This window comes from Sphingomonas sp. M1A8_2b, assembly GCF_053345535.1.
This window is the reverse complement of record NZ_JBKFAH010000003.1, coordinates 358,597-379,127: the sequence shown is the minus strand read 5'-3', so window position 1 is coordinate 379,127 and position 20,531 is coordinate 358,597. Positions and strand designations below refer to the sequence as shown.

Here is a 20,531-nt window from a genome sequence, read left to right as displayed (position 1 = left end):
TAGTGTGGCAAATCAACAACAAACCCTGGCCGCCGAACCTCATCGGGCGATCATCTGGACTCCGCATGGCCCTGCCCGATCGAAAGAGCTCGTGTAATGCCGACCACGTCGCAATCCGCGGGCTCCGTGCCGCTTGAACGGCCCGCCCCGGTGACGCTCAGCGCCGCCTTCTGGGTCTGGCTGCGCATCGCGTCGCTATCGTTCGGCGGACCCGCCGGGCAGATCGCGATGATGCACCAGGTGCTGGTCGAGGAAAAATGGTGGATCGGCGAGCATCGGTTCCTGCACGCCCTCAACTACTGCATGCTGCTGCTGGGGCCCGAAGCGCAGCAGCGCGCGACCTATATCGGCTGGCTGATGCATCGCACCCGCGGCGGGATCGTCGCCGGCGGTCTGTGCATTATGCCCGGCCTGCTGTCGCTCATGGCGCTGAGCTGGCTGGACGCGGCCAACGCTTTGCGCACGACCCAGTACGATCACGGTGGCCCGATGCCCCCTGATCGAGCAGTGGTCACATCGATCATGTCGTTCAACAGCTCGCAGACCGGCCCGTCCACCTCCCACGCATAGATCGAGAGCGAAAGTGGTGTTTCTGCGGAGAAGAGGCTGCTGGCGCGAAACGCATACGCGCTGGTCGTGCGGACCGGCAGCACCGACACCCCGAGACCGGCCTCGACCGCCGACAGGACGCTGGCAAGACTGTTGCCGGTAAACGCGATGTACCAATGGCGTCGTTCGCGTTCGATGCGATCGATCATCACGTCGCGGTACAATCCGCCCGGGGGAAACGTCACCAGCGGGATGGGATCCGGCCAGGCCTCGCTACCCTGAGCCTCGAACCAGTCGAGCGGTTCGGGAAAGCTGGCGCGGGCATCGCCGTCGGTCACCGCCTCCTTGACGATCGCGATATCGAACTCCCCGGCCCGGAAGCGCTTCTTCAGGTCGCGGCTGAGCCCCGTCGTCACATCCAGCCGAATATTGCGGTGGCGCTTGGCGAACTTGGCAAACCGACGGCTCATGGCCGACGTGACGAGGTCGTCCGGCACCCCGACACGAACCGTGACTGTTCCCGACGGATCGGCGAGCAGCGCCTGCGCCTCGTCCTGCAGCGCAAGCAATCTGCGCGCGTAGCCCAGCAGACGCTCGCCTGACGGTGTCGGCGCAATTGGTCGCGAGGACCGGTCGATCAGGGGGCGCCCGATCGCGGCTTCCAAGCGTCCAAGATGCTGGCTGACGGTCGATTGCGTGGAATTCAGCCGATCAGCGGCGACCGTGAAGCTTGCGGTGTCGACGACCGCGACGAACGTGCGGAGCAACCTCAGGTCGAGCATACTTACCATTCCATCCGTGAATGATAATCATTCAAACATAGCGTTAGCAAATGCATGATTGGATGGCCATCTTCGGCATCCACCAGGCAAGGACGACCTTAGTGACCGATCCCGTTGCGGCGTCGAGGCTGTTTTGCAACGCGATTTGCCAGGATGGCAGGATCCGCGACGTGGCGGTCCGCGCCGGTCGGATCGTCGAACGCGACCTGCTCGGGGACGAGGCCGAGGTCACCGATCTAGTCGGCTTGCTGGTTCTCCCCGCGTTCATCGATGGACATATCCATCTCGACAAGAGCTTCGTCGGTGACGGCTGGCGCTCGCACCGTCCGGCCGCTGGCCTCGCCGACCGATTGACCATCGAGAAGCGGCTTCTCGCAGAAGCACTGCCTGTCGCAGAGCGCGCCGATGCCTTGCTGGCCCAAGCACACGGTTTCGGCACGATCGCGATGCGCAGCCATGTGGATATCGACGCCTCGCTTGGGCTCGCGAATTTCCATGCCGTGATGGCTGCGTGCGAACCGTGGCGGGGGCGGGTCGATGTCGAGATCGTCGCGTTTCCTCAGGCCGGCATTCTCGCCTCGCCGGGCACAGCCGATCTCCTCGACGCCGCGATCCGCGAAGGCGCCGGCGTTATCGGTGGCCTCGATCCATCTGCCTTTGACGGCGACGCCGATGCCCATCTCGACGTCGTGTTTGGCATCGCCGAGCGGCACGGCGTGAAGATCGACATCCATCTTCACGAACCGGACCGTCAGGGTATCGAACAGCTCCGTCGCATCGCCGCACGGACGGTGGCCGCTGCGATGCACGGCAACGTCGTGGTCAGCCACGCCTATGCGCTGGGCGACGTTGATCGGGATGAGGCGTCGCGCACGGCGGATCTGCTTGCGGACGCCGGCGTCGCGATCATGACCAATGCCCCCGGCGACCGGGCTTTCCCACCTATCGCATTGCTGCGCGACGCAGGTGTCCGGGTGTTCGCCGGCAACGACAATATCCGCGACGCCTGGTGGCCCTATGGCGATGCCGACATGCTCGGCCGCGCGATGATGATCGGGTCTCGATCGGGCTTCTTCACTGACACCGACCTTATGCACGCGCTCGAGATGGCGACCACGGACGCCGCCGCCGTCCTGGGCCGCGAACACTACGGCTCTGCCCCCGGCGACGAGGCGACGTTCGTTATTGTCGATGCGGAAAACGCTGCCGCCGCAGTCGCCGCTCCCCCTCGCCACCGCCGGTTGGTTCAGCGCGGCGTGATCGCTGCGCCAGCGACGTCGCGGCTCGACACCCTCCTCTCCTCCTCCTCCGACCATCAACCAGGATCCTACGCATGAAGACCTTTGCCCTCGCACTCTTGATCGGTGTCACCGCCACGCCAGCCGCAGCGGCGGACATCTCGACCCATGTTCTCGATCTCGGCCGGGGCGTCGGCGGCAAGGCCGTGCCCGTCATGCTCTCCAGGCGCAGTGCAGACGGAACCTGGCAGAAGGTCGGCACCGCGACGACCGATGCCGATGGTCGAGTCCGCAGCTTCGGAGATCCCAAGAGCTTCGACCCCGGTCTTTACAAGCTGCAGTTCGACATGTCCGGCTACCCGGATGCCGCGGCGTCGCCGTTCTTTCCGGAGATCACGCTGACGTTCCGCGTTACCGACAACGCTGGCCATTATCATGTTCCGGTGATCGTCAGCCCCTATGGCTATTCGACGTACCAAGGAAATTGACCATGGCGAACTCCAGGCTTGCGGCCATGGTGATCGCGATCGAGGGCTGACGGCAGGCAGACGCCCGACCGCAGCCTCTCCTGGCACCGATCGCGCGCGGCTGAGGCGGACAAGCGCGTGATTGGGTCGCTGTTGGACAGTTTCTGATCCGGCGCCGTGGCAAAGCGTCTACGATATCGATTACGATCGCGGGGTCGGACCCGCGGGTGGCACGCCGTGACGGCTGCCGCCAAGCCCTAGATCGACACTGGCACGGCAAAGCGCGGGGCGGGCGTAGGATAGCCGTCGACGAACGTCGCGCGGGCGACATTGTGCGGATGGAGCGGTGCTTCGGTGAAATCTAGGACGGCTGTGACGCAGGCGTCGGTGCCGGCGAAATGGTCCGCCCAGGCGTCACGCGGGCGCGTGGCGAACGCGGCGTCGAATGCCGCCGCCATCTCGGGCCAGCGGGTGCGGTCGTGTTGCACCGCGCACCACTCGGCGCTCTCCGGCCCCAAGTCCAGCCCCTCCAGCAACTTGGCGAAGAACTGCGGCTCGATCGCGCCGACCGCGACGTGCCTGCCGTCCGCGCACGCATAACAGCGGTAGAACGGCGCGCCGCCATCGAGCAGATTGGCCGCACGTCGGTCACGCCACTGGCCGGCTGCGTTCAACGTGTAGAACAGGCTCGACAGCAGCGCGGCGCCGTCGGTCATCGCCGCGTCGACCGTCCGGCCCGGCCCGCCGCCGCGCGCCGCCAGCACGCCCGCGACCACGCCGAGCGCGAGCATCATCGCCCCGCCGCCGTAATCGCCGACCAGATTGAGCGGTGGCACCGGTCGCTCCGCCGGACCGATCGCGTGCAACGCGCCGCTCAGCGCGAGATAATTGATGTCGTGCCCCGCCTCCTGCGCCAGCGGCCCGCTCTGCCCCCATCCCGTCATCCGGCCGTAGACGAGCTTGGGGTTGGCGGCATGGCAGTCGGCAGGGCCTAGACCGAGCCGTTCCATCACGCCGGGCCGCGTCCCTTCCAGCAGCGCATCGGCCTTCGCCATGAGCGCCAGCGCCTCGGCGCGGCCCGCCTCGGTCTTGAGATCGAGTTCGACGATCCGTCGGCCACGCCCCAATGCCGGCCCATCGGCACTGGGACTATAGGCACGCCCCGGCCGGACGATGCGGACGATCTCCGCGCCCATGTCGCCGAGCATCATCGCGGCGAACGGCACCGGCCCGATCGCGTCGAATTCGAGGATCACGACGCCCGCGAGCGGCCCCGCCATTCCCGACCCCGTGCCTGAATCGCCCTCAACCATGCGCTATCCCATCGCTTATGCGTGCGGCCAGCATGTGCCCGATTATCAGGGTCTGCCCCAACGCCCCCGCGAACGCCAAGCGTTCCTTTTGCCCGAACAATCGCGCGCAGGGTTGTTCTGTCCCGCTCGCGCCCGGTAGTGACGACCTGGCTTACCCTGGGAGTGCCGTTTGGAAGCCGTATCGATCGTCCTGTTCCTGTTGCTCGCCGTCGTGATGAGCGGCACGGTGTCGCGCATCATCCCCGTCGCGGTGCCGACCCCGCTGGTGCAGATCCTGCTCGGCGCGGTCATCGGCCTTTCGACCTCCTACCGCGTGGTGCTCGATCCCGAGCTGTTCCTGCTGCTGTTCCTGCCGCCGCTGCTGTTTCTCGATGGCTGGCGCATCCCCAAGGACGAACTACTCAAGGATCTGTCGACCGTCGTCGAACTCGCGCTCGGGCTCGTCCTGCTGACCGTGGTCGGGATGGGGTTCTTCATCCACTGGATGATCCCGGCGATGCCGCTGGCGGTCGCGTTCGCGCTGGCTGCGGTCGTGTCGCCGACCGATCCGATCGCGGTGTCGGCAATCGCCGCGCGCGTACCGATCCCCAAGCGGATGATGCATATCCTCGAAGGCGAGTCGCTGCTCAACGATGCCTCGGGGCTGGTGTGCCTGCGCTTCGCGATCGCCGCGGCGCTGACGGGCACGTTCTCCGCATCCGCGGCGGCGACCAATTTCGCGTGGGTCGCGGGCGTGGGCCTCGCGGTCGGCGTCCTCGTCACGCTCGCGGCGACGCGCGCGAAAGCCTGGGTATCGCAACGCTTCGGCGAAGAGCCCGGCTCGCAGATCCTGGTCAGCCTGCTGATCCCGTTCGGCTCCTATCTGATGGCCGAACACCTCCATGCCTCTGGCATTCTCGCGGCGGTGTCGGCGGGTGTGACGATGACCTTCGCGGAGATCTCGCGCCAAGCACTCGCGGCGACGCGGATGCGCCGGAATTCGGTGTGGGACACGATCCAGTTCGCGCTGAACGGCATCATCTTCGTGCTGCTCGGCGAACAGCTTCCCGCGATTCTCGCCGGGGCAAAAGCGACGGTGCTGCTGACCGGGCATCGCGGTCCGTGGTGGCTCGGGCTGTACGTGCTGGCGATCGTCGCCGGGCTCGCGACGCTCCGGTTCGGCTGGGTGTGGATCTCGCTGCGGCTGACGTTGCTGCGCCGCCGCCACCGCGGCTCGGAGAAGCCCGAATACAGCCCCGACTGGCGGCTGGTGGCGGCGATGTCGCTGGCCGGCGTGCGCGGCGCGATCACTCTCGCCGGTGTCCTGACGATCCCGCTGACGATGACCGACGGCACCGCGTTCCCGGCGCGTGACCTCGCGATCTTCCTTGCCGCCGGGGTCATCATCGTATCGCTCGCGATCGCCAGCATCGCGTTGCCGATCCTGTTGAACGGCCTCACCATGCCGCCCGAGCCGTCGTTGCAGGCCGAGGAGGATGCCGCGCGGGTGGCGGCCGCCGAAGCCGCGATCGGCGCGATCGAGGCCTCCCAACACGAACTGGCCGAGCGCGACGGCAACGCCGATTTCTACTCCGCTGCGGGGACACGCGTGATGGACCTGTACCGCGAGCGGATCGAGAGCCGCAGCGGGTCCGCCAAGGCATCGGCGGAGGCGAGGCTGCAGGACCGGCTCGAGCGCACGTTCAGGCTGGCGGGCATCAAGGCCGAACGCGCCACGGTCGTCGAAAGGGTACGCGACCGCAGCATCGGCAGCGCCACCGCGCAGAAGATGATGCGCGAACTGGACCTGCTCGAAGCGCGCTACCGGGTGTGATCCTTCTGCTCGGCGGCAAGCGTCGCTAAGGGCTCTGGAACGATCACGGATTTTTCGGAAAAGGCAAAACACATGGCAGCGACCGTCATCACCCCCAGCGGCCCCGGCGCGATGGAAGCCGGCCTCGTGCTCGACGAGGATGGCCAGCGGTTCGTCGTCCTGACCTTCAAGGAGCCCAAGGGCGAGCCGACCCTGGTCACGTTTACCGTCCCGGTCTTCCAGAACTATGTCGAGCACCTCGTCCGGACCGCGAAGGCGGCCAACGAAGAGGCGAACTGGGGCATTCCGGGCTGAGCCGTCGACGCTCGATACTCACGACGTTGCGCGCTCCCTGCGGTGACCGATCCGGCGCAAGGGATGCCTGTCGGCCGCTTTATTGCTAGAGGCCCGGCATGACCCGACCAGAAATAGTGATCCCCGCGCCCATGCTTCCGGGCGTCGCCGCCGCGTTGAGCGAGCGGTTTATCGTCCACCGGTTATGGGAGCAGGCCGATCCCGACGCCCTCCTCGCGACCGTGGCCCCGCGCGTCCGCGGCCTGGCCGCGAGTTCGCTGGCCGGCCGGATCGGCAGTGACTGGTTCGACCGGCTGCCCGCGCTCGAAATCGTCGCCAACTTCGGCGTCGGCTATGACGGGATCGATGCGCAGGCCGCCGCCGAGCGCGGGATCGTCGTCACCAACACGCCGGGCGTGCTGGACGAGGAGGTCGCCGACCTGACCGTCGGGCTGTTGCTCGCAACGCTGCGCCGCCTCCCGCAGGCCGATCGCCACGTCCGCACTGGCGCCTGGGCGGACAAGCCGTTTCCGCTGTCGCCGACGTTGCGCGGACGGCGGATCGGCATCCTCGGACTCGGCGCGATCGGCAAGGCGGTGGCACGGCGGCTCGAGGCGTTCGGCGTCGCGGTCGCCTATCACGGCCGCTCGCGGCAGTCGGACATCGGCTATGACTATCACGCGACACCTGTTGCGCTGGCCGCCGCCTGCGACGTGCTGATCGCGATCGTGCCCGGCGGTCAGGGGACGCAGCATCTGGTCGATGCCGCCGTTCTCGCCGCGCTCGGCCCGGACGGTATCTTCATCAACGTCGCGCGTGGCAGCGTGGTCGATCAGGACGCGCTGATCGCGGCATTGCAGGACGGGACGATTCTGGCGGCCGGCCTCGACGTCTATGCCGACGAGCCCAACGTCCCCGACAGCCTGCGCGACCTGCCCAACACGGTGTTGCTGCCGCATATCGGCTCGGGCTCGCAGCATACGCGCGCGGCGATGGGGACGCTGGTCGTCGACAATCTGTGCGCTTGGTTCGAGACCGGCAAGGCGCTCACGCCGGTTGCGGAAACGCCGAACCCGGGCTGAGGTCAGCGGCGCACGTCGGCGGGCGCTCCGGTGAAGGCGGCGAGGTCGGCGCGCGTGGTCCGGCTGTGATCGCCGGCGGTCGCATGCTTGAGCGCCGCCATCGCCAGGCCGCAGCGAGCCGCGGCTTCGCAACCCTCGTCCAGGCGCGACAGCACGCCCGCAGCAAAGGCGTCGCCGGTGCCGATCCGGTCGACGATCTGGGTGACGAGGATCGTCTCGGTCTCGAACGCGACGTCACGGCGATCGACTCGCGCGGACAGTTCGTGCGTGTCGGCATCGATGACACGGCGCGCGGTGGAAGCGATGCAGGTCAGCGCCGGGAGCCGCGCGAACGCCGCCTCGCACGCGCGCCGCCGGGTGTCCGGCGTGTCGCCGGCCAAATCCTCGCCGAGCAGCAGCGAGATGTCGCGGTGACTGCCGAACAGCAGGTCCGCGCCGGCGACATGGTCGAGCAGGATCTGTTGTGGATCGACGCACCAGCGCGCCCACATGCTCGCGCGGAAATTGCCGTCGAACGAAACCTTCACGCCCGCCGCCTTAGCCGCAGCGATCGCGTCGAGCGACAGCCGTGCCGCCTCGGGGGCGATCGCGGGAATGATCCCCGACAGGTGCAGCCATTCCATGCCCTGGAGCAGCGCGGGCCAGTCATAGGCGTCGGATGGCGCCACCGCGAAACTGCTGTCTAGGCGGTCGTAGACGATGTGCGCGCCGCGCGGACCGCTCGGCGGCGACAGGAAATACAGCCCCAACCGACCGTCGGTGCGCTTGACCCGCGCGACATCCACACCGGCGGCGCGGACCGATTCGAGCGCAGCGTCGCCGAGCGATCCGTGCGGCAGCGTCGTGATCACCGCGGCGGATTCGCCGAGCCGCGCGAGCGCGACCGCGACATTGGCCTCCGCGCCACCGAAATGCGCGTCGAGCCGGGCTTCCTGGAACAGATGCCCGCGATCAGGGGCAGCGAGGCGCAACAGCATCTCGCCGAAACAGAGCACCGTGCCGGTCATGCGCCAAACTCCCCTACCGCGGCTTGCAGCGCGGCCCGTGGACCTTCCGCACGCCATGTTGCAACGGACTGGGCGAGCGAATCGACGATCGCGTCGTCGAACTGTGCGGGGAATATGCCGAGCTCGATGACGAAGCGCGTAACGACCTGCCGCGGATCGCCTGCGGCCTCCGCCCAGATCGCGGCGAAGCGATCGCGCAACGGATCGTCCGAGATACCTGGGGCGTCGGCGGTGTAGGCGATCCACGCGGCGAGGCTCAGGCTGTGCCGCGGGCTGTCCAGCCCTTGTGCCAGCCGGTCGGTCACCGTCGCGATCCAGCGTTGCGGCAGCTTCTGCGATCCATCCATCGCGATCTGATCGAGCCGGTGATGCAGGTCGGCGTTGCCGAAGCGATCGAGGATCGCGTGGATATACGCGTCTGGATCGAGCCCCGCCGCGGCGGTCAGGCTCGGCACCGCCTCCTCCTGCATCTGCGCCATGACGAACGCGCGCAGCACCGGGTCGGCGATCGCCTCGTGGACGAACGCGTGGCCGAGCTGGAGACCGACATAGGCAAGTGTCGAATGGCTCGCGTTCAACAGCCGCAGCTTGGCGAGTTCGAACGGCGCGACGTCGTCGACGATCTGCGCGCCCGCGGTCTCCCAGGCCGGGCGCGGGCCGGCGAAGCGGTCCTCGATCACCCATTGGCGGAACGGCTCGGTGACGATCGCCGCGGCATCGTCGACGCCGATCGCCGCCGCCACGCTTGCGCGCTCGGCTTGCGTAGATGCCGGCACGATCCGGTCGATCATCGTATCGGGGGCGGCAACATGCGCGCGGACCCACGCGCCCAGATCGGGATCGCGGTGGTCGACGAATGCGGTCAGCAGGCTCATCAACAGCGCGCCGTTGCCCGACAGATTGTCGCACGAGACGAGCGTCAGCCCCCCTGCCCCGGCGTTGCGCCGCCGCTCGAGTGCCGCCGCGAGATAGCCGAAGATAGTCCGTGGCACGCCGCCGCCGAGATCGTTGGCGATCGCGGGATCGTCGCTCAGCAGCGCGCCACTTGCCGGGTGCCGGTAATAGCCTTTCTCGGTCACGGTCAGCGTGACGACATGCGTGTCTGGGTCCGCGAGCGCAGCGATCACCGCTTGCGGTTCCTCGGCCGCGACCAGCACCGTGTCGATCGCGGTGATCAGCCGGGTCGAGGTCGCACCGTTCGCCCGCTCGGTCACAGTGTACAGACCGTCCTGCGGCGCGAGCGTATCGCGGACCTGCGGCGATCGCAGCGAGACGCCGGTGATCCGCCAGCCATCGTCGGGCGTCATCGCATCCTGCGTGTAGACCGCCTGATGCGCGCGGTGGAACGCGCCGATCCCGAGATGGACGATCCGCCGCACCGGCGCATCCGACGCAGCGGGCTGCGCGACGTCGTCGGCGAGTGCGGCCAGAGTGGCGCGGGACAGCCTCACAGCCGGTACGCCTTGCGCACGAGGTCGCTGGTCAACTGGTGCGCGAGTTCGGCCGCCTCCCAATCCTCCAGCCGGTGCTCGGCGACCAGCCGCGCGAGGAAGCCGCAATCGACCCGCCGCGCGACATCGTGCCGCGCCGGGATCGACAGGAACGCCCGCGTATCGTCGTTGAAGCCGACGGTGTTGTAGAAGCCCGCGGTCTCGGTGGTCATCTCGCGGAACCGCCGCATCCCCTCCGGACTGTCGTGGAACCACCAGCTCGGCCCCAGCTTCAGGCACGGATAATGGCCCGCGAGCGGCGCCAGCTCTCGCGCGTAGACGCTCTCGTCGAGCGTGAAGAGGATGATCGACAACTCGGTCGAGGTGCCGAACCGATCGAGCAGCGGCTTCAACGCATGGACGTAATCGGTGCGCCCGGGGATATCCGCGCCCTTGTCGCGGCCGTGGCTTGCGAACAGCCCGGCATTGTGGTTGCGGACCGAGCCGGGATGGATCTGCATGACCATGCCGTCGTCGATGCTCAGCGCCGCCATCTCGGTCAGCATCTGCGCGCGGAAGAGTTCGGCGTCGGCGGCGGTCCACGTGTTGCCGACGATCCGCGCGAACAGAGCTTCGCACTCGGCCGTCGACAGGTTCGCGGTCGCGGCGGTCGGGTGGCCGTGATCGGTCGCGGTCGCGCCGGCCGCGCGGAAATCGGCCCGACGCTTGCGGTGCGCGGCGAGATAGCCCTGCCAGTGATACACGTCCTCCCCCGTGATTTCACCGAAGCGCCGCAGCGCGCCCGCGAATTGCTCGTGCTCGACGTCGATCACGCCATCGGGCCGATAGGTCGTGACGACGCGACCGTTCCAGTCGCTGGCCTGGATGCGGTGGTGTGCATCGAGGCTGTCGTGCGCGCCTTCGGTGGTGGCGAGGAAATCGATCCGGAACCGGTCGAACAGCGCGCGCGGCCGGAATGCCTCGGTCGCGAGCTTCTCGCCGATCGTGTCAAAATACAGGTCCGCGGTGGCCGGCTCGAACGCGACGTCGAACCCGAACACCTCGGCAAACACATGATCGAGCCACATCCGCGACGGCGTGCCGCGGAACAGCGGGTAATGCGCGGCGAGCGTCCGCCATGCCGATCGCGGATCGGCGGTCGGCGCGCCATCCTTGCGCGGGATCATCAGCGCATCGAGATCGACGCCCTGGCTGTAGAGCATCCGGAACAGGTAATGATCGGGCGCGAGCAACAGCGAGCTCGCGTCGGTCCAGTGGCGGTTGTCGGCGAACCAGGTCGGATCGGTATGGCCGTGCGGGCTGACGATCGGCAGGTCGGCGATCTCCGCATATAGCGCGCGGGCGATATTCCGGGTGGTCGGATCGGCCGGGAACAGCCGGTCCGGATGCAGTTCGAGAGGACGCGTCATGCCGATACTCCTGCCGCATACGCTATGCCGCGTTCAAGTCCGCGCAGTTCGGCGAGGCCGCGCATCCGGCCGAGCAGCGAATAGCCGGGGTTGGTCGTGCGAGTCAGGTCGTCGAGCATCTGGTGCCCGTGATCGGGCCGCATCGGGATGCTCCGCCCCTCGCGGACCGACAGGCGGTGGACCGCCGCCATCACCGCCGCCATGTCGGCATCACCCTCGAGATGATCGGCCTCGTGGAACGCGCCATTCGCCTCGCGCTGGACCGAGCGGAGATGGAGGAAGCCGATCCGCGACCCGAGCCGGTCGACCATGCCGGGCAGGTCGTTGTCGGCGCGCACCCCGAACGATCCGGTGCACAGGCACAGACCGTTCGATACGTTCGGCACGCGCGCGAACAGATCGGTCACGTCCGCCTCGGTGCTGACGACGCGCGGCAAGCCGAAGATCGGGAACGGCGGATCGTCGGGATGGACGACCAGCGCGATCCCGAGTTCATCGGCGAGCGGGCACACCGCCTCGAGAAACGCGACATGGTTGTCGCGCAGGCGAGCGGCATCGATGTCGGCATAGCTGCCGATCGCCTCGAGAAACGCCGCGGACGTGAAACCCTCCTCGCTGCCCGGCAGGCCTGCGATGATCGTCCGTTCGAGATCCACGCGCGCCGCCGCATCCATGCCCTCGAAACGCGCCGCCGCGGCCGCGCGCACGCCAGCATCATAGTCGAGTTCGGCGCCCGGCCGGTTGAGGATGAACAGGTCGTACGCCGCCACCGCGATCGCCTCGAAGCGCAGCGCGCGCGATCCGTCGGGCAGTTCCCAGGCGAGATCGGTCCGCGTCCAGTCGAGCAGCGGCATGAAATTATAGGTGACGACGCGGATGCCGCACGCCGCCAGATTGCGCAGGCTCTCGCGGTACGCCTCGATCAGCCTGTCCCACTCGCCCGAGCGCGTCTTGATGCGCTCGTCGACCGGCAGGCTCTCGACCACCGTCCAGTCGAGCCCGGCGTCCTGCACCAGCTGCTTGCGCGCCGCGATCGCATCGCGCGTCCAGACCGCGCCGTTCGGGACCTCGTGCAGCGCGGTCACCACCTCGGTCGCACCGGCCTGCCGGATACCCTGCAAGGTGACGGGATCGTTCGGCCCGAACCACCGCATCGTCTGCGTCATCAGGGTCTGGGACATCACCACGCTATTCATCTCTCTCAAACCCTCGAAACCGTTCGCGGCGTACCGTGCAGCAACTCCCCAACACGACCGCCGCGACCAAGTCGAGCGCCGCCAACGCCGCGAACAATGGGCCGTATCCCCATGCGTCCGCGCTTTGCCCGATCAGCAGCGTGAACAGCATCCCGCCGATCCAGGCCGACGTCCCCGCCATCACGCTCGCCGTGGCATCGAGCCGGAACCGCGAAAAGCCGCCCCTACGCTCGCCGATCTGCTGTCCGTCGAGCCAGACCTCGGCGGTGCGGCTGGCGGCATCGGACTGCAGCCAGGCGCGCCTGACGGTGAAGGCCGCGATCGGCGTGAACATCATGCGGTACCAGCCGACGCCCCGATATTCGTCGATCGTGTCGACGTGGTTCAGATGCGTGTGGGGGTTGTGGATAGTAATAGGCGGCCCGGTTACAGATGTGCGACTCCCGGGATCTGGCGACCTACGCGGCCTGTACCGGATCGACCTCGCCGCCGCGCTTGAACTCCCCCAGGGCAGAGCGATTCGGCCTGCCGCGTCGCGGGCGCGGCGATGCCCCCCGACGAGCGCAGCCGCGACATATCCGGCCTGCATAACCCTCTCCCTGTCATTCTCTGAGATTAGCGGCGCAAAATCGGCCTTACCAGTTAATTTTACACTTCGACTGTCAGCGTCGTCCGTTCCAAACGCCAGCACGGGTCGACTTCATGCGGTGACTGGCATGATCATAGAAGGCGAAAGCGTAAGCCGATAATGACCAATCCTGCTTGACGGTTTTCTGCATAGTTGAAGCTTTGGTCAGGCAGATCGCTGTGATGACGGTTGGTTTCGATACGTTGGCCGATCCTTCGCCAAAGGCCGGGGGGTGGCTGTCCCAGCGCGTGGGCGGCGTGCTCGTCGACCAATGCCGTCGGGGCGATATGTGGTCGGCTGCAATGGCCGCACTCCCTGTCTCCGGCGACGAACGCGCCTAAATGGCGCTGCTGGCCGAACGGATCGACCAGGGAAACCTTCTGGCCGAGGTGCCGGAGGACGCCGACCGCGACTTCCATTTCCTGATCGCCGTAGCGACACGCAACGCCGCGACCCAACGGCGGTCGTGGGATTGCGGCCGTGGGATTTTGGCGGATTCGTGCGACTTCGCACGACTGTGCGTTGCTCCACACAAAGGCACGCAGCGCGGATGTCCGGGGTCGTCGCCGAACATCGCGCGATCCTGGACGCGGAGCGCGCGCATCTCTCGGCGGGCCTGGACCACCTCCTGTGCACGACTGAAGACCAGGCCGCGCGACGATCCGGCACACCTTGGCACCGCCACCATCCAACGAGGTTGATCGTGCGCGAATCCGCTCTAAACCGCAGTATATGCTCATGCGGTTCCTCCTCGCGCTTCTGCTTGCCGCGTTCGCGCTGCCTGCTGCGGCACCGGCGGCGTGTCATGGCGGCTCGACTCCGCATGCGATGAAAGCGATGCCGGAAAGCGCTGCGAATCATGGGGATGCGGCTCCGGATCGCAAGGCGGTCGCGCTGCACGGCTGTATCGGCTGTATCCCGCCCTCGGCCTGGACCGCGGTACGGATCGACGACGTACTGCCGGCCAAGATCGCGATGCCGATCGGGCGGGCCGCCGTGTTCGACCTTGGCAGGACTGCGGCACCCGCGCTGCGACCACCCCGAACCGCGTGATCGTCGGGTGCATCCGCACCCTGTCTTTCACGCGTATTCGGGATTTCAGACGATGACACGATCGATGCTGCTCGCGGCGAGCGCCGCGGCAATGTGCCTGCCTTATGCCGCCACCGCCCAACATGCGGGGATGACCATGCCGATGCCGATGCCGGATCACCCCGCGCAACCGGCCAAGACCAAGACCAAGAAAGCGGCGCACGCACCGGAGTCCGGCGCGGCCGGCGAACAGGGCGCTGTCGACCGCCATCGCACGCCGACCGCAAGCGCCCCCATTGCGACGCCTGCCTCACCCTCCGCGATGCCCGCAATGGAGATGGACCAGAGGCCATTGCCCGGTGCCCCAACGGATCATGCGGCGATGGACCATTCGGCGATGGACCACGCTTCGATGGGCCAAGCCGCGATAGGCCATGTAACGATCGCCGACCCTGCCTATCGCGCGGCGTCCGACGCCGCGCTCGCCAGGGCTCCCACAGGCGCGGCGATGGCGGCGATGGCGATGGGCACTTCCGGCGGCTTTTACAGTCAGGGTAGCGGGACTTCGCGACTCCCCGCGGCAGAGGGGCCGATGCGCGGCTATATGACGCAAGCAGGCAAGTGGATGCTGATGGCGCATGGCTATGCCTGGGGCGTCGCGACCGACCAGGGCGGCCCGCGTGGGCGAAGCGAGGCGTTCGTCCAGTCGATGGCGATGCTGATGGCGGATCGCGATCTCGGGGACCGGTTTCATATCCAGTTGCGGACGATGAACAGCCTCGAACCGCTGATGGGTGCGCGTGGCTACACGAATTTATTCGCGACCGGCGAGCTGGCCGATAACCGTCCGCTGGTCGATCGGCAGCACCCGCACGACCTGTTCATGGAGCTGGCCGCGAAGGTCGATTACCGGCTGGGGAACGGCGCGACGCTGTTCGTCTATGGCGGCCCGGTCGGCGAGCCGGCGCTGGGGCCGAGCGCGTTCATGCACCGCGGGTCGGCGCGCTATCAGCCGATGTCGCCGATCACGCATCACTGGTTCGATTCGACGCACATCACCTACGGCGTGGTGACCGGGGGCTATGCGACGTCCGCGTTCCAGCTCGAGGCATCGGCATTCAAGGGCCGCGAGCCCGACGAGCATCGCTGGAATATCGAAACGCCCAAGCTCGACTCGTGGAGCGTGCGGGGCACGTGGACGCCGTCGCCGGTCTGGGCGGTGCAGGTCAGCCATGGCCACCTGACCGAGCCCGAGGCGCAGCATCCCGGCGAGGACGAGAACCGCACCACCGCCAGCGTACAGTACGCGCGGGGCGGGCTGGCGACGACGTTCGCGTACAGCCTGAAGGACCGCGTGCCGGGACCGAAGCTGAGCGCGTTCCTCGCCGAGGCGACCTATGAGCTGTCGGCGCATCACGCGGTGTTCGGCCGGGTCGAGAACGTCGCCAACGACGAGCTGTTTCCCGACGAGGCGGACCCGCTGCACGACACCAAGTTCCGCGTGACCAAGGCGGAGATCGGCTATGCCTATCGGCTCCAGATCGTCGGGCCGCTCGGGCTGGCGCTGGGCGGGACGGTCGCGGCGTATGACAAACCCGCGGCGCTGGAGGCGGCGTACGGCAAGACGCCAGTGAGCTGGACGCTGTTCAGCAAGCTGGCAGTGGGGTTGTAGAGGACGACTGGCGCTGAGTGCTGCGGGCGGCCACCTCCTTTTTTACTGCCCCGGCACCTTCTTTACCTCCCCGGCGGAGGCCGGGTCCAGTTGGTTAGATTGGAGTAACGACGCGCAACGCGTATCGGCGATGTCCCCCAACTGGGCCCCGGCCTTCGCCGGGATGGTGCTGCTCGTTGGGCGATCAGATCTACAACGCGAACGGGTTTCCCTCCCCGGTCGTGCCGAGTAGGGGTCGCGCGAAGTCGGTACCTGCTCGGGACGAACGGTTATGATGAAGATGACGGTGCTCGGACTCCTTGGGCTGACGCTGGCCGGGTGCGCCTATCCGGCCACGCCCCCTGCCCTTTCACCGATCACGGCCCCTGCCCCGACATCGACGGCCGCGGCGGCGATGCCCAGCGAGGCACGTGCGCCCGTGACGATCCTCGTATCGATCGACGGGTTTCGCCCGGATTATCTCGATCGCGGCGTAACGCCGAATCTCAACCGGCTGCGCACCAGCGGCGTCTTCGCGAGCATGCGGCCGTCGTTCCCGAGCATCACCTTTCCCAATCACTGGACGCTCGTCACCGGGCTTCGCCCCGATCGCAGCGGGATCGTCGGCAACAAGATGGAGGATCCGGCACGGCCGGGCGAGACCTTCACGATGGCGACCGACGATCCGTTCTGGTGGAACGAGAGTTCGCCGATCTGGGTCGATGCCGAGAAGGCCGGGATCCGCACCGCAACGATGTTCTGGCCGGGTGCGAACGTCGCGGTCGGCGGCACGCTGAAACCCGACAGCCACGGCGCGATCGACGGCGGGACGCGACCCGAGGACTGGCAGCAGTTCAACCAGCAGGTGTCGGGCACGCAGCGGGTCAATGCGGTGCTCGATTGGATGCGGCGTCCGGCAGCGATCCGCCCGAAGCTGGTGACGCTGTATTTCGACACGGTCGACAGCGCCGGCCATGCGGGCGGCCCCGACAGCGCGGGCGTGACGCAGGCGGTGGCCGATGTCGATGCGAGCATCGGCACGCTGGTCGACGGCCTCGCCGCGCTGGGGCAGCCCGCCAACCTCGTCATCGTCGCCGATCACGGCATGGCGGCGACCAGCAGCACCCGCGTCGTCGCGCTCGATACGATTGCGGACAAGGCGAACTATCGCGTGATCGAGAGCGGGCCCTATGCCAGCCTGTTCGCGGTGCCGGGGCATGAGGCGGCGCTGGAGGCGCGGCTGCTGACGCCGCACGATCACCTGCAATGCTGGCGGAAAAGCGAGATCCCCGCGCGCTTCCATTATGGTCGCAACCCGCGCGTGCCGAGCTACCTGTGTCTGGCCGATGTCGGCTGGAAGGTCGAACTCACCACACCGACCAGGGCGTCGGTCGGCGGGATGCACGGCTACGACAACATGGCGCCGGAGATGCGCGCGCTGTTCCTCGCCAACGGGCCGGCGTTCGCGCGCGGCAAGACGATCCAGAGCTTCGACAATGTCGCGATCGAGCCGCTGCTGCGCGACCTGATCGGCTTGCCGGCGGAGGCAGGGCTGGACGGCACCGACGCGCCCTTCCAGAAGGTGCTGCACCGATAAGAGGAGAGCGCGCATGCAGTATTTCGAAGACATCGCGGTCGGCGCGACCGCGTCGTTCGGCCGCTATGCCGTCACGCGGGAAGAGGTGATGGAGTTCGCCGCGAAATACGATCCGCAGCCGTTCCACCTCTCCGACGAGGCAGCGGCACAGACGCATTTCGGGCGGCTGTCGGCGAGCGGCTGGCATACCTGCGCAATGACGATGGCGATGCTGGTCGCGCACCTGAAGGCGAACCGACAGGCCGCGCTCGGGTCGCCCGGTATCGACGAACTGAAATGGGTGAAGCCGGTCTATCCCGGTGATACGCTACGGTGCGAGACCGAGATCCTCGAAAAGCGCGTCTCGGCCAAGCGCCCGGACATGGGCATCTTCAAGAGCCGTATGACCGTGCTCAACCAGGACGATGTCGTCGTCATGACGTTCATCTCGAACGGACTGGTGCGGACGCGCCCGATCGACGCGCCCGCACCCTGATCGTCCTAGCCTGATCGTCCTAGCCGGGGATCAGGCTGGTCCGGACGTCACCGGCGCGGTTGGCCGCGGCCGCCGCGATTGCCGCCGCCCCAGTGGTTGCCGCCGCGACCGCCACCGCCGAAGCGCTGGCCACCGCCGCGGTACGCCTGGTTGGCGCCGGTCGGGCGAGCGCCGGTGAAGGCCGGGTTGCCCTGCTGCTGCGGCGGCGTAGCGCCGGGCTGGCCGACCTGGCCATCGGGACGGCCCCCGCCCCAGTTGCGCCCGCGGTTGCCGAACTGGCCCGGGACGGTGCCGGGTGTGCCGGGCGTGCCGGGATTGCCCTGATACCCCGGGCGATTGCCACGCCAGCCGCGATTGCCGTCGTTGCCACGGTTGCGGTCGAACCCGCCCCAGTTGCCGCGACCACCGTCGTTGACGGTACCGCGAAAGTGCTGCCGACCCTGCCAATAGCGCTGCTGGCTGCCGTTCCAGCGGTGAGGACGGCGATAGCGATCGTAGACGTAGATGCCCGAACCCGGATAATAATACCCGCTGTTCCAGCCGTAATACGATCCGAAGCCGCCATAGCCGCCGCCGAAGCCGTCATAGCCCGCGCCGTAATAGCCGTCGCCATAGCCGCCATAATAGGGATCGCTGGCATAGCCTACGCCGACGCCGCCATATCCATAGCCGTCGGTGCAACCCGCGACGCCAAGTCCGAGACCAAGGGCTAGGCCGATAATGCCGAAGCGCTTCAAAAACATGGAAAATCCTCCCACACGTGGAGGGCGGTCAAAACGCGCCGCCATTCATCGTATAACGGAGTCGGTATATCGCAAGTTCCATGAATGGGGTCTGACGCACCGGGAGGTGTCCGTCTCGATAAGCGGACCGAGCGAGCGTTCCCCCGCGAACGCGGGGGCCCAGGGTACCGCGACGCTGCGCTATCCAGCCCGGCCCCTGCGTCTACGTCTGCGTCTGCGTCTGCGTCTGCGTCTGCGAGGGAACGCCTTGGGACGTCGCGCTGCCTACCACCGCGCGATCATCAGTGACCCGGGAAGTGGATCAGCGCGGTCGCCGCGATGCCGTCCTCGCGCAACGCCGCTGTACCGCCCAGATCCGGCAGGTCGACCAGGAACTGCGCCTGCGTGACGATCGCGCCCGCCTTGTGGAGCAGGCGCACGGCGGCGCGCGCGGTGCCGCCGGTGGCGATCAGGTCGTCGACCAGCAGGACGCGCGCACCGGGGGTGAAAGCATCGGCGTGGATCGCGATCCGGTCGGTGCCGTATTCGAGCGCGTAATCCTCGGCGATGGTGGCGCCGGGAAGCTTGCCGTCCTTGCGGATCAGCAGGACGCCGGCCTTGAGCGGCGCGGCGAGCGCAGCGGCGAACAGGAAGCCGCGGGCTTCGATGCCGGCGACGAGATCGACGGGACCGGAGACGGCTTCGACCATGCGCTCGATCGCGGTCGCCCAGCCGTTCGGGTCGAGCAACAACGTGGTGATGTCGCGGAACTGGATACCGGGCTTCGGGAAGTCCGGGATGGTGCGGATCAGCGCCTTGAGGTCGGCGTTGCGCTCTTCGGTATCGGCCATGGACGGTCCCTTCTTCGCACGGGGAGGCAGACGTATCGCGACACCGCGCTACGGCCAAAACGAAAGCGGCGGATCGGGCTGTCCGCCCGTCCGCCGCTCCCTCTATCCGTGCGCCCTTACCGCGGGAGCCCGGCCGTCATCAATGCTTAACGTCGCGCCAGACGTTCTGGTACGCGCCCCAGGCGAGGCCGCAGAAGATCAGGATGAAGATGATCGACGCGAACCCGGCGGCATGGCGCGCCTCGAGGTTGGGCTCGGCGGTCCAGGTCAGGAACGCGGCCACATCGGTCGACATCTGCTCCTTCGTCGCCTTGGTCCCATCCGCATACGCGACCTGATCATCCGACGTCAGCGGCGGTGGCATCGCGATGTTCAGGTTCGCGAAATACGGGTTGTAATGGAGTCCCTCGGGCGTCTTGATGTCCGGGAATTGCTTCAGCAACGCGGCCGGCTGCGTCGTATAGCCGGTCAGCAGCGAGTGGACGTACGCGGTGCCGTCCTCGCGCGCCTTGGTGATCAGCGAGAGATCGGGCGGCAGCGCGTTGTTGTTCGCGGCGCGGGCGGCGATCTCGTTGGCGAACGGCGACGGGAAGCGATCCGACGGGATGTTTTTCCGCGTCGCGGGCTCGCCCGTCTCCGGATTGATCGTCGGCTGCTCGATGACCCACTGGTTGGCGATCGCCTTAACCTCGGGCTCGGTATAGCCGATCTTGGTCAGGTCGCGGAACGAGACCAGGCGCAGCGAGTGGCAGGCGGAACAGACTTCCTTGTAGACCTGAAAACCGCGCTGGAGCTGGCGACGGTCGAACTTGCCAAAGACGCCGTTGGAGGCGAGTTCGAGTTCCTTGGGGTGCTTGTGTGCGACGCTCTCGGCCGACGGCGCGACCGGGTCGGTGATCGCCCCCGAGATGCTGCCGAAGAGCGCTATGCCGAGCACCAGCACGAAAGCCGCGCCGACGAAGGATGCGATGAGACGAACCATGTGTGTATCCTCG

At 67.4% G+C, this 20,531-nt stretch carries 20 protein-coding genes and 1 pseudogene; 10 read left to right on the top strand and 11 right to left on the bottom strand.

Features of this window, described 5'->3' with window-relative positions; translation table 11 throughout:
* Positions 1-96: 96 nt before the first annotated feature.
* Positions 97-441 (top strand): annotated as a pseudogene (locus tag ACLBWL_RS14175) (chromate transporter); the annotation flags it as partial.
* A 35-nt stretch (positions 442-476) separates the two neighbouring features.
* Here ACLBWL_RS14175 and ACLBWL_RS14170 read toward each other — a convergent pair.
* Positions 477-1,331: a LysR family transcriptional regulator gene (locus tag ACLBWL_RS14170; protein WP_447794092.1), complete on the bottom strand. Its 855-nt coding sequence runs from the start codon at positions 1,329-1,331 to the stop codon at positions 477-479.
* Positions 1,332-1,432: 101 nt separating this feature from the next.
* On the opposite strand from ACLBWL_RS14170, the gene ACLBWL_RS14165 reads away from it, so the two are divergent.
* Both ACLBWL_RS14165 and uraH read left to right on the top strand, forming a co-directional pair.
* Complete coding sequence (locus tag ACLBWL_RS14165) at positions 1,433-2,668, top strand: amidohydrolase (RefSeq protein WP_447794090.1); 1,236 nt, start codon at positions 1,433-1,435, stop codon at positions 2,666-2,668.
* A complete protein-coding gene (uraH, locus tag ACLBWL_RS14160; protein WP_447794088.1) occupies positions 2,665-3,057 on the top strand; it encodes a hydroxyisourate hydrolase in 393 nt (130 codons plus the stop codon). Before ACLBWL_RS14165 ends, uraH begins: the two co-directional genes overlap by 4 nt.
* A 236-nt stretch (positions 3,058-3,293) precedes the next feature.
* Here the strand turns inward: uraH and ACLBWL_RS14155 are convergent, their stop codons facing one another.
* Entirely contained in the window at positions 3,294-4,349 is a 1,056-nt protein-coding gene (locus tag ACLBWL_RS14155) for a CaiB/BaiF CoA transferase family protein (RefSeq protein WP_447794087.1), read from the bottom strand.
* A 169-nt stretch (positions 4,350-4,518) separates the two neighbouring features.
* On the opposite strand from ACLBWL_RS14155, the gene ACLBWL_RS14150 reads away from it, so the two are divergent.
* The 3 genes from ACLBWL_RS14150 (at position 4,519) to ACLBWL_RS14140 (ending at position 7,517) form a co-directional block, all read left to right on the top strand.
* Positions 4,519-6,162: a Na+/H+ antiporter gene (locus tag ACLBWL_RS14150; RefSeq protein ID WP_447794085.1), complete on the top strand. Its 1,644-nt coding sequence runs from the start codon at positions 4,519-4,521 to the stop codon at positions 6,160-6,162.
* A 72-nt stretch (positions 6,163-6,234) separates the two neighbouring features.
* Positions 6,235-6,456, top strand: a complete 222-nt coding sequence (locus tag ACLBWL_RS14145) for a hypothetical protein (protein WP_447794083.1) — start codon at positions 6,235-6,237, stop codon at positions 6,454-6,456.
* Between the two features lie 98 nt (positions 6,457-6,554).
* Positions 6,555-7,517 carry a 2-hydroxyacid dehydrogenase gene (locus ACLBWL_RS14140; RefSeq protein WP_447794081.1) on the top strand — a complete coding sequence of 321 codons (963 nt, stop codon included), beginning with the start codon at positions 6,555-6,557 and terminating at the stop codon, positions 7,515-7,517.
* A 2-nt stretch (positions 7,518-7,519) separates the two neighbouring features.
* Here ACLBWL_RS14140 and ACLBWL_RS14135 read toward each other — a convergent pair whose 3' ends face one another.
* From ACLBWL_RS14135 to ACLBWL_RS14110, 6 genes are all read right to left on the bottom strand, one after another.
* The gene (locus tag ACLBWL_RS14135) at positions 7,520-8,524 is read right to left on the bottom strand and encodes a sugar kinase (protein ID WP_447794079.1); all 1,005 of its coding nucleotides are present in this window, start codon (positions 8,522-8,524) and stop codon (positions 7,520-7,522) included.
* On the bottom strand, positions 8,521-9,975 hold the full coding sequence (locus tag ACLBWL_RS14130; RefSeq protein ID WP_447794077.1) for a mannitol dehydrogenase family protein: 1,455 nt from the start codon (positions 9,973-9,975) through the stop codon (positions 8,521-8,523). The genes ACLBWL_RS14135 and ACLBWL_RS14130 overlap by 4 nt, the downstream gene beginning before the upstream one ends.
* Positions 9,972-11,384, bottom strand: a complete 1,413-nt coding sequence (gene uxaC, locus ACLBWL_RS14125) for a glucuronate isomerase (protein WP_447794074.1) — start codon at positions 11,382-11,384, stop codon at positions 9,972-9,974. The genes ACLBWL_RS14130 and uxaC overlap by 4 nt, the downstream gene beginning before the upstream one ends.
* Entirely contained in the window at positions 11,381-12,565 is a 1,185-nt protein-coding gene (uxuA, locus tag ACLBWL_RS14120; protein ID WP_447794072.1) for a mannonate dehydratase, read from the bottom strand. The genes uxaC and uxuA overlap by 4 nt, the downstream gene beginning before the upstream one ends.
* Positions 12,566-12,572: 7 nt before the next feature.
* Positions 12,573-12,917 (bottom strand): hypothetical protein, encoded by a 345-nt coding sequence (locus ACLBWL_RS14115; RefSeq protein WP_447794070.1) that lies wholly within the window; start codon positions 12,915-12,917, stop codon positions 12,573-12,575.
* Positions 12,918-13,300: 383 nt separating this feature from the next.
* Positions 13,301-13,627, bottom strand: coding sequence for a hypothetical protein (locus tag ACLBWL_RS14110; RefSeq protein WP_447794068.1), 327 nt, complete (start codon positions 13,625-13,627; stop codon positions 13,301-13,303).
* Positions 13,628-13,946: 319 nt separating this feature from the next.
* Between ACLBWL_RS14110 and ACLBWL_RS14105 the strand changes: the two genes are divergently transcribed.
* The 4 genes from ACLBWL_RS14105 to ACLBWL_RS14090 all read left to right on the top strand — a co-directional run bounded on the left by ACLBWL_RS14105 (position 13,947) and on the right by ACLBWL_RS14090 (position 17,963).
* Entirely contained in the window at positions 13,947-14,261 is a 315-nt protein-coding gene (locus ACLBWL_RS14105) for a hypothetical protein (RefSeq protein WP_447794067.1), read from the top strand.
* A 52-nt stretch (positions 14,262-14,313) separates the two neighbouring features.
* Positions 14,314-15,912, top strand: coding sequence for a hypothetical protein (locus tag ACLBWL_RS14100; RefSeq protein WP_447794065.1), 1,599 nt, complete (start codon positions 14,314-14,316; stop codon positions 15,910-15,912).
* A gap of 274 nt (positions 15,913-16,186) precedes the next feature.
* Entirely contained in the window at positions 16,187-17,488 is a 1,302-nt protein-coding gene (locus ACLBWL_RS14095) for an alkaline phosphatase family protein (RefSeq protein WP_447794412.1), read from the top strand.
* A gap of 13 nt (positions 17,489-17,501) precedes the next feature.
* Positions 17,502-17,963, top strand: coding sequence for a MaoC family dehydratase (locus ACLBWL_RS14090; RefSeq protein ID WP_447794063.1), 462 nt, complete (start codon positions 17,502-17,504; stop codon positions 17,961-17,963).
* A gap of 47 nt (positions 17,964-18,010) precedes the next feature.
* On the opposite strand, the gene ACLBWL_RS14085 is transcribed toward ACLBWL_RS14090, so the two are convergent.
* The 3 genes from ACLBWL_RS14085 to ACLBWL_RS14075 all read right to left on the bottom strand — a co-directional run bounded on the left by ACLBWL_RS14085 (position 18,011) and on the right by ACLBWL_RS14075 (position 20,518).
* Complete coding sequence (locus tag ACLBWL_RS14085; protein ID WP_447794061.1) at positions 18,011-18,706, bottom strand: hypothetical protein; 696 nt, start codon at positions 18,704-18,706, stop codon at positions 18,011-18,013.
* 281 nt (positions 18,707-18,987) lie between these two features.
* The gene (locus ACLBWL_RS14080) at positions 18,988-19,536 is read right to left on the bottom strand and encodes an adenine phosphoribosyltransferase (protein WP_447794059.1); all 549 of its coding nucleotides are present in this window, start codon (positions 19,534-19,536) and stop codon (positions 18,988-18,990) included.
* 139 nt (positions 19,537-19,675) lie between these two features.
* Positions 19,676-20,518 (bottom strand): cytochrome c1, encoded by an 843-nt coding sequence (locus tag ACLBWL_RS14075; protein ID WP_447794057.1) that lies wholly within the window; start codon positions 20,516-20,518, stop codon positions 19,676-19,678.
* Positions 20,519-20,531: the final 13 nt, after the last annotated feature.